Origin of the sequence: Acidiphilium sp. PM (assembly GCF_000219295.1) — a bacterium.
Taxonomy (GTDB): domain Bacteria; phylum Pseudomonadota; class Alphaproteobacteria; order Acetobacterales; family Acetobacteraceae; genus Acidiphilium; species Acidiphilium multivorum.
Map to the genome: position 1 here is coordinate 1 of NZ_AFPR01000008.1, position 8647 is coordinate 8647.

Sequence of the window (8647 nt, forward strand, 5' to 3'; positions counted from 1 at the left end):
GGTTTTTCGTTCAACCTGCTGAAAACACGCCTTTCTCTGAACGAATGCCCTGATATGGCCACAAACGCCCCCGCTTGAACTGCCTTTCAGGACAGTCGCCCAGTTGCGGAGGGCACCTCGGCGCCGGCGCTCATTCCGTCCCTATTTCAGCCATGCCGATCCTCACTCATGAATTTGCGGACTGCCCACATATTCCGCTCGGCACGCGCCGCCGAATTTTCATCGTCCTGGTCGGGGTTCTTGCTGAAGGTGATGTAGCCATAAACCTGCCGGTTATCGAAATACTGCGGTATCGACGCCTTGCGCGCGGAATCTGACAGGACGACATATTCATGCCGTCCGCTGCCGTCGTCGTAGTTCAGGTGCTCGATGACATCCGCTCGAACGGCATAGGTGCAATGAACCAGGGGGACTTCGATCAGCCCCTGGATGCGGCGCGACATGATCAATTCATATTGCGCGCAGTCCCGGAAATAGCCGTTGTCATCAATCTCCGCGTGCAGGTTCGAATAATAGCTCGATGGCTCGGCATCCCGCAGCAACGGAGCGACGATCGGCAACCCCGTGGCGACAAGTTCGCGCAGCGTGCAGCGCCTGATGAAATTGTCGATGTCGGCGACGAAATACCAGTCGCAGCCATGTTCACGCGTCTTCCTGAGGCTCTCGTTCCGGATGCGGCCGAGAACGCGGAATCGGATCGCGTTCCATTCGTGCGCGCCGAACTGTTCGACCCTTTCGTCGACATCCGATGGATCGAACTCGACGGCGGCATATGAATGGCCGACCCGGGCAATCCACTCGCGCAGGATCTCCTCGGTCCGGTCGGTATTGTTGTTTGTGCGAATATACAGAACAATCGACGACTTCGGGTAATCGAGTGCTTCTATGCAGTCGAGATAGAGCGGGAGGAATTCCTCCTTTTGCTTGGCAAGGATGGCAATCAGCACGCGGGGCGCGGTTGTCGTTCCGCTCCGCAACAAGCGTTCCGGTTTGAGGGCGTGTTGGTCAGGGTAGCTTTCCTGCCCGAGGCGCCCATAATCCGGCGCGGAGGCGGGCCTGACCTTGTCGAGCAATGCCCTGAAATTGCGCGCCAGCCGCGGAAGCTCGTGCGCGGGCACCTTGCCTGATGCAAGAACCTCAAGGGCTGCATTGAAACTTTCGGGATAATGGCCTGCCCAGTATCCGTTCGCCGCGTATTGATCGAGCAGGCCATAATCGTGAATCCACGTCTCCACGAACAAGCCGCCCTCAGGGGCCGGCTTCCCGATCCCATTCTCCGCGATCCGGAATCCCTCCTCGTTACGCCCCTTCGCGAAGCAGTAGCGAGAGGCCGCAAACAACGCCTCGATCCGATGCGGCGCGGCCGCTGCCGCACGGCGATATGCGGCGAGAACCGTCTCCTCGTCGCGCCCGAGCCGTTCCATCATGAGCGCCGCCTGGTAAAGACTCCAGTAGACTTCCTCCTGCCAGAAGCCCATCTCCGCACGCATCAGATAGGCAATCATCGCGCGCTCCTGCTCACCCATGTCCCTGAGGCTCTGCGCGTGATAAAAGACATAGCGGGCCCGAAGCCAGGGATCTTCTTCGACGAAAATCGCAGCCTCGAGAATTGACGCATCACGCGCATAGGTGGACGGATCGCGCCGCCGGGCGCCGTCGTGATTCCGGCGCATGACGATCGGCAGATGCTCTTCGGAGGCCGGCGCATCGCAGTGCAGAAACTCGTGGAGCACGCCGCGCCAGCGCCAAGGAAGAGCACTCCGCACAATCTGGATGCGCCGATACGCGATGTTCACGTCATGAATATCGAACGTATAGCCATCAGCCGCCAATTCAGGCCGGGCAAAGCCGGGGGGCAGTTCGAGCGCGTCGTCGGCATCGATAATCAATACGTAATCGCCGTGAGGCCTCGCGAGTTCGAGCGCCTCGTTGCGATTATGAGCAAAATCGCGCCATGGGCTCTCGCGCAGTTCACCCGGCACAGCATGCTCTTCGAAGAAGCTTCTTATGATATCCTGGGTGCCGTCCGTCGATCCGGTGTCGCAAATAGCCCAATGATCGATCAGTGGCAGGACCGAGGCGAGACAGCGACGAATAACGGGCGCCTCATTCCGCACAATCATGCTGAGACAAATGCGCGGCCGAATCATTGAATGCTCCATGAAAAGAAAACTGAAATATCGTTCATGTTAGCGCAGCAGTCAGCCCATGCAAAGAAACAACGAGGGCGCGGGTTGCCCGGTCTTCTTTGTGTGCCCCCACAACTGCTTGGGTGAAATCTTGCGCGCCGACGAACCGTGCTCGCCGCGTTTGAAGTTCATGCCATGCGCGCGAAATCAACTCCCATTCGGATATCGGACGCCTCGAATCTCGTGCTGAATATATTTTCATGAGACGATGTTTCACCAAAGATATAGCCCGTCTGGTGGCCGAGATACTCCCCAATGCCGGCCTGCAGGCCAGCAAACCAGTTGCGCCTGTTCTCATGCAGAACGACAGCAAAAACGGGGTCCTGACAAAATATCGTCGAATGAAGCGCGGATCCATGCTGGCCCGCGATCACCTTGGCGCCCCGGACAAGTCGAATTTGCTCAGAGATCGACAACTTTTCCGGCCTTACGATATGAAAATTCAAATCATTAAACAACTTAATAATTTTGTCGTGGCCATCTATTTTTCTCCAGGTGAATTCCTGCTCTCTATCGAAATAGAGAAACGTATTGGACACATCACTTTTCGTCTGGATATTTTTGTCAATTCTTTTATTGATGAATTCCGTCGCATTCAAAAACAATGGCGATGTACGGCCGCTCATTCTCAGCAGGGTTGGTACAAACAACGATCTGCACAGGGGCACAATCTCGTTCTGATCATAAATAATCAGATTTTCTTTTTTGATACCGACGAGATTCATAAGATCAACAGCCCAATGACCAACATCCGACGGCATCAGGAATTTTATCTTTGATAGGTCTATTCCAATGTAATCCAGAAGGTAAATTTTTGGCAGAAAATCAACAAGCCAGTGACCATATATGTTATGGCCATTGGTCGCGAGAAGAACGCAATCTTCATTTATTTCTAAAAATCTTTTGTTCTCGAATTGAAGTTCATACAGGGATTTTTCGAGACAGATATCTTGCGGTTGTTCTCCGGCTGGCTGATAGATTTCGTCAATCCGAAATCTGTGACCTTGTGAAACCAGAATAATACCGGCATTGAACCAAGGGCCATGAATTTCAACATCTGAAATCTTGTAAACGGAAATCGGCCATACGGATCTCTCGCGCCTGAAATCATTCATGATGTCCGATGTCACCGGCCCTTTGACAAAGGCCGGTTCAGGCCGCTCGCAAGTATACGCTTTGGCAATTTCGATTGCTTCAATTCCGCTGATTTCGTTCACGGCCCGTTTGATATCAATTGGCTCTATATCGCTTGAAACGCGCCGCGTCGGAAGCCGTTTCTCCGGACTGTCAATCCTTGGCGGATGCAATGACGGCACAAACCGGACGTGTTCTTCCAGCACTTCTGATATAATTCTGTCGCCGTATTTCTGGAAAAGCGCGTAACGCTCGCGCCAGTGTTGACCGTGATCGTTCAGCCCCCTGGTGCCGACAAAAGCGTGACCGCCATTGATGATTTTTTTTCTGACGTGCGAGAGTGATCTCAGAGAAAAATGATAGATATACCAATCATCACACCCAACCGGTACAACCGAATCGAGTGAATCATTCAATTTTTCAATAAAATGATTTCCATTTTTCAAACTGTAATCAAAGCCGACCCGATACGCGACCTTGGGTACCAGCGGCAAAAGCCGGTACCGCATGACATTGATTTTCTCGAACGGATCATCTTCAGAGCCGAATTCTTCCAGAACTTGCGGCGAAGCCGCATGTATCCAGTGCATCACCATCACACGCGTATCGGGATCGTTGAGCCTCCGCTCCAGGGCCGAGAGCTGTTCGGATGACGGCCTGCTCGTATCGCTCGCGATGAACTCATCGGCATCGATGAAGAACAGCCAATCCAACCTGAGGCCCGCGATTTCAGCATGTCGTTGAAGCGTCTCGGCGTAAACCCTCATCTTGTCGGCCTGGTAATGACCGCGGACCGGATCGTCGACAAGAAGAACGAAGCAATCGTCATGCGAGTCCCGAAACCGCGACACGATCTCGCGTGTATTATCGGTGCTCATATTGTTGAGAATGCAGAAGGCGCGGAAGCCGAGTGCGTAATGATGGCTCAGGTTCTGGCCGATGATATCCTCCTCGTCCTTGACGAGGAGGATCATGCCGGCGCGTTCGAGCGCGGGCACCCGTCCCGGTCGGCGCGGTTGCCAGCCGGGAGAGGCGCGAGTCCTGTCAAAATGATCGAAAGCCGCCCATCCGGCATAATGGCGAGCGATCTCCGCGCGCGATTCGGGCCGCAAACCCTCGTATTCAGCGCGGATATAGTCCCCTCGCTCGCCGACCCTGCCTTCCTGGGCTAGGTTCTCCGCCATCGCGAGAACCGGCCAGTGACTGCCGGGATCGATCGCGCGGGCAGCTTCGATATCCGCCTCGGCTTCGCGGAACGCTCCGTGCCTCCGGAAATGATCCGCACGCTGGAGATGCGCGCGGAAGCGGAAATGCGGATCACCACAGGCGAGAACGTAACCATTGATCGCCAGCCCCCGCGCATCCCGCCCCCGCGCAAACATCCGCTCCGCCAGCATGAGATGGAGTTCGAACTCGCCCGGCCGGCGGAACGCTTCCTGGATCAGGCGGTCAAGAAAAGGTTGCGGGTCGGCGGCGCCGTCAAACTCCGCAAGGAGTTCCCGCCATATCGGGACAATGGGTTCGGACATGAAATACCCGTATGTTCAAATACGTCTCTTTTTGTCCGTTCGGCCTCAAAGCCGCAACCCTTAGCCCATCGTTCCGGAACCCTTATGCAAGCTCGGCGCGGAACGCCCGCACGCCGGCCGCGGGCCCGTCCGGATGCTGCCAGACGGCGCCCACAACGGCGAGGAAATCGGCCCCCGCCTCAACCAGCGGCGCGGCATTTCCGGGGGTAATGCCGCCGATCGCGACGCAGGGCACTTCCATCAGTTCCGACCACCAGCGGAGAATCTCCACATCCGCGCGGGCTTTAGGCTCCTTCGTGCCGGTCGGGTAGAAGGCCCCGAAGGCGACGTAGTCGGCCCCCTGCTCGGCGGCCTCCATCGCGAGGTGGCGGCTGTCGTGGCAGGTGATGCCCAGGCTGAGGCCGTCGAGCACGCGCCGCACCCGCGCGAGGCCGCCATGGGCCGCGAGGTCGTCCTGGCCGAGATGCGCGCCGTCGCAGCCGGTTTCGACGGCGAGACGCGGGTCGTCGTTGAGCAGGAAGGCCACCCCGCGCGACTGCGCGACCGGACGCAACGCGTCGATCGCGCGGCGCATCTCGTCCGCTCCCGCCTCCTTGAGGCGGAGCTGGACGCAGGCAACGGGCCCGGCGTCCAGCGCCGCCGCCAGCGCATCGGCGAAATCCGGGCCGAGGCGCGGCGGCGTGATCAGATAAAGCTCGGTCAAGCCTTGCCCTGATAGATACCGACGATCTGCGAGAGCAGCGCCAGCGCCTCGTCCCGCGGACGGGTAAAGGCGTTGCGGCCGATGATCGAGCCGGAGGCGCCGCCCTCGTTGAGGGCGCGAACGGTCTCGATCAGGCTCGCCGAGTCCGTGGCCTCGCCGCCCGAGAACACCACGAGGCGGCGGCCGTTGAAGCAGGACTGGACGACATGCTCAATGCGCTTTGCCAGGGTCGAGACGTCGACCTTCTCATAGGCCTTCCGCGCGGCGTCGAGCCCGATATGCTCGGTCGGCGGCTTGACCTTGATGATGTGCGCGCCGAGCAGCGCGGCCATATGCGCGGCATAGGCACAGATGTCGATCGCGGTTTCCGCCTTCTTGTCGAGCATCGGGCCACGCGGATAGGACCACAGCACCACGGCGAGGCCGGCGGCCTTGGCCTCCTCGGCCAGTTCGCGGAACTCCTCCATCATCGCGAACTGGTGCTCGCTGCCCGGATAGATGGTGAACCCGATCGCCGAGCAGCCGAGGCGCAGCGCATCGGACACCGAGCCGGTCACGGCCTGATCCTTCTCGGTCGCCAGCGAGTTGGAGGAGTTCAGCTTGAGAATGGTGGGGATGCTGCCGGCGAAACTGTCGGCGCCCGCCTCGATCATGCCGAGCGGGGCGGCATAGGCGGAAAGCCCGGCATCGAGGGCGAGCTGGAAATGGTATTGCGGGTCATAGGCGGCCGGATTGCTGGCGAAGCTGCGCGCCGGGCCGTGCTCGAAACCCTGATCGACCGGCAGGATGACCATCTTTCCGGTGCCGCCCAGCTTGCCCTGCATCAGGATGCGGGCGAGGTTGGCCTTGGTTCCGGGATTGTCGCTTTCGTACCAGCTCAGGATCTTCCTGACCCGTTGAGTGACGCGCATTGGGATCTCCCTCTGAAAGAATGCAGTCTGAAAGAAGGCAGGCGGGAAGCCGTTAAGCCGGATTGTCCGCGGCGTCCAGCCAGGCGGCGAGCGCGGCCGGGCCAATCCTGTTCCCCAGATCGAGCGCCGGCGGCGGCGCATCAAGCAGGGTTACGCGGTATTCATCCGCGAGAGCCGCGATGCGGGGAAAGGCCGGCGTCGCAGGGTCGAGAACGAGGCCGCGCAGGCCGATTCGCAGCGCCTCGAGCGCGCGGCCGGCGGCGTCGGCGCAATCGAGCAGCGCCGGGCCGGTGAACCGCTCCGAAGCCAGCAGGCTCCGCCACCACAGGCAGCCGGCATAAAGCGCGAAACCGGGCGGCGAGAGCAGCGTGACCGGCCGGCCCGGCGCCAGAGCGCGGGCGACATGCTGGGCATCACGCACGATCAGGGCGGGCGGCAGGCGTTCAGTCGCGGTCGCCGGCAATCAGCACCTCGCGCTTGCCGACATGGTTGGCCGGGCCGACCACGCCCTCCTTCTCCATCTGTTCGATCAGCTTGGCGGCGCGGTTGTAGCCGATCTGCAGATGGCGCTGGATGAACGAGGTGCTGGCCTTGCCCTCGCGCGCGACAAGGGCCACGGCCTGCTGGTAAAGACCGCCCTCCCCGCCCTCGGCGGCGGCAAGGCCGGGCATCGCCGGCGCATCGTCCTCAACCGCCTCGGTCACCGCCTCGACGTAGTCGGGCTCGCCCTGCTCGCGCAGATAGGCGACGACATCCTCCACCTCGCGGTCGGAGACGAAGGGGCCGTGCACGCGGGTGATGCGGCCGCCGCCAGCCATGTAGAGCATATCGCCCATGCCCAGAAGCTGTTCCGCCCCCTGCTCGCCGAGGATGGTGCGGCTGTCGAATTTCGAGATCACCTGGAAGGAGATCCGCGTCGGGAAATTCGCCTTGATCGTGCCGGTGATGACGTCCACCGAGGGGCGCTGCGTCGCCATGATGACATGGATGCCGGCGGCGCGGGCCATCTGTGCCAGGCGCTGCACCGCGGCCTCGATCTCCTTGCCGGCGACCATCATCAGGTCGGCCATCTCGTCGATGACGACGACAATGAGCGGCAACGGTTCCAGGGCCAGCGGCTGGTCCTCGAAAATCGGCCGGCCGGTTTCCGAATCGAAGCCGGTCTGCACCCGGCGGGTAACGACCTCGCCGCGGGCGAGCGCCTCATTCACCCGCTCGTTGTAGCCGGCGATGTTGCGCACCGAGAGGCCGCTCATCGCGCGATAGCGGCGCTCCATCTCGCGGACCACCCATTTGAGCGCGGCAACTGCCTTGGCCGGCTCGGTCACCACCGGCGCGAGCAGATGCGGGATGCCTTCGTAGACCGACAGTTCGAGCATCTTCGGATCGATCAGGATCAGCCGGCATTCCTCCGGCGAGAGCCGGTAGAGCAGGCTCAGGATCATCGCATTGACCCCGACCGACTTGCCCGACCCGGTGGTGCCGGCGATCAGCAGGTGCGGCATCCGCGCGAGATCGGCGATGACAGGCTTGCCGCCGATATCCTTGCCGAGCGCAAGGCCGAGGCGGCCGGTGGTGGCGTTCCAGTCGGCCGATTCGAGAAGCTCGGAGAGGAAGACGGTCTCGCGCCTCGCGTTCGGCACCTCGATGCCGATCACGTTGCGGCCCTGAACGGTGGCGATGCGCACCGCAAGCACGGACAGGCTCCGCGCGATGTCGTCGGCGAGGCCGATGACGCGGGCGGAGCGGATGCCGGGGGCCGGTTCCAGCTCGTAGAGCGTGACGACGGGTCCAGGCCGGATCTCGACGATGCGCCCCTGCACCCCGTAATCGCCAAGCACGGTCTCGAGCAGCCGCGCATTCGCCTGCAGCGACTCGGTATTGGGCCCGGTCGCGGCATGCGGCGGCGCCTGCTTGAGCAGTTCGAGCGGCGGCAGCCGCCAGAGGCTGTCGGGCAGCGGCAGGCGTTCCTGGCGCGGCGGCGCCTTGCGCGTCGGCGCCGTGCGGGTCAGCCGCGGGGCGGACGCCGAAGCGGCGGGCTGCGCGACAAGATCGTCCCGGCGCATCGTCGCCGGCCCGGCCTCATCGGCATATGGGTCCATCGCCTCATCCGGCGCACGGGGAATGGCCAGGGCGGAGCGGTCGTCTGCCGCCGGCGGGTCGCTCATCGGCGGCGAGGCG

The 8647-nt window shown here is 61.2% G+C and carries 6 protein-coding genes; all 6 read right to left on the minus strand.

Annotation, left to right across the window (positions count from 1 at the left end):
- Positions 1-146: 146 nt before the first annotated feature.
- A complete protein-coding gene (locus APM_RS00120; RefSeq protein ID WP_039887312.1) occupies positions 147-2150 on the minus strand; it encodes a glycosyltransferase family 2 protein in 2004 nt (667 codons plus the stop codon).
- Between the two features lie 167 nt (positions 2151-2317).
- Entirely contained in the window at positions 2318-4852 is a 2535-nt protein-coding gene (locus APM_RS00125; protein ID WP_007421323.1) for a glycosyltransferase 61 family protein, read from the minus strand.
- A gap of 82 nt (positions 4853-4934) precedes the next feature.
- Positions 4935-5555 (minus strand): thiamine phosphate synthase, encoded by a 621-nt coding sequence (thiE, locus tag APM_RS00130; protein WP_007421324.1) that lies wholly within the window; start codon positions 5553-5555, stop codon positions 4935-4937.
- On the minus strand, positions 5552-6466 hold the full coding sequence (locus APM_RS00135; protein ID WP_007421325.1) for a class I fructose-bisphosphate aldolase: 915 nt from the start codon (positions 6464-6466) through the stop codon (positions 5552-5554). Before APM_RS00135 ends, thiE begins: the two co-directional genes overlap by 4 nt.
- Before the next feature lie 52 nt (positions 6467-6518).
- Positions 6519-6929, minus strand: a complete 411-nt coding sequence (locus tag APM_RS00140; RefSeq protein ID WP_007421326.1) for a hypothetical protein — start codon at positions 6927-6929, stop codon at positions 6519-6521.
- Positions 6910-8647, minus strand: a 1738-nt coding sequence (locus APM_RS00145; RefSeq protein ID WP_007421327.1) for a DNA translocase FtsK, incomplete at its 5' end; no start/stop codon positions are given. The genes APM_RS00140 and APM_RS00145, both read right to left, overlap by 20 nt.

Coding starts and splice junctions, on each gene's coding strand:
- APM_RS00120 (WP_039887312.1), bottom strand. CDS start 2,150: ATGATTCGGCCGCGCATTTGTCTCAGCATGATTGTGCGGAATGAGGCG.
- APM_RS00125 (WP_007421323.1), bottom strand. CDS start 4,852: ATGTCCGAACCCATTGTCCCGATATGGCGGGAACTCCTTGCGGAGTTT.
- APM_RS00135 (WP_007421325.1), bottom strand. CDS start 6,466: ATGCGCGTCACTCAACGGGTCAGGAAGATCCTGAGCTGGTACGAAAGC.